1 protein-coding gene is annotated in these 410 nt (G+C 50.2%); it reads left to right on the forward strand.

Annotated elements, in window-relative coordinates; translation table 11 throughout:
- Positions 1-410, forward strand: a 410-nt coding sequence (locus KOE80_RS20200; RefSeq protein WP_226349856.1) for a major royal jelly family protein, incomplete at both ends; no start/stop codon positions are given.

The following is a 410-nucleotide window of genomic DNA, read 5'->3' on the forward strand; positions in this document are numbered from 1 at the left end:
ATGCCATGCCGATCGGGGTTGCGGTATCCAAGCAAGGGCGAATTTTCATCAGCTATCCCCGACTGGTTGACGATGTAGAATTCACCGTTGCGGAACTCAAACAGCCACTAGAAAAAAACGGCAATCCTGTTCCCTACCCCAATGCAGAAATCCACAAGTTAGATTTAGCTTCGCCCTCAGAAAAGTTGCTGTGCGTTCAAGGGATGACCATCGACGCGCGCGATCGCCTTTGGCTGTTAGATCATGCAAAAATTAAGCAAAATTTAGTTCCCTCCGGCGGCCCGAAACTGGTGGGAATTGACCTGAATGGCGATCGTATTGTCAAGAAAATTCTGTTTCCCGAATCCGTCGCCTCTGCCAATTCTACCTTGAATGACGTGCGCGTCGATTTGCGCTGGGGAGAGGATGGG

The sequence above is a fragment of the Alcaligenes sp. 13f genome (genome assembly GCF_020496585.1).
Taxonomy (GTDB): domain Bacteria; phylum Pseudomonadota; class Gammaproteobacteria; order Burkholderiales; family Burkholderiaceae_B; genus Alcaligenes; species Alcaligenes phenolicus.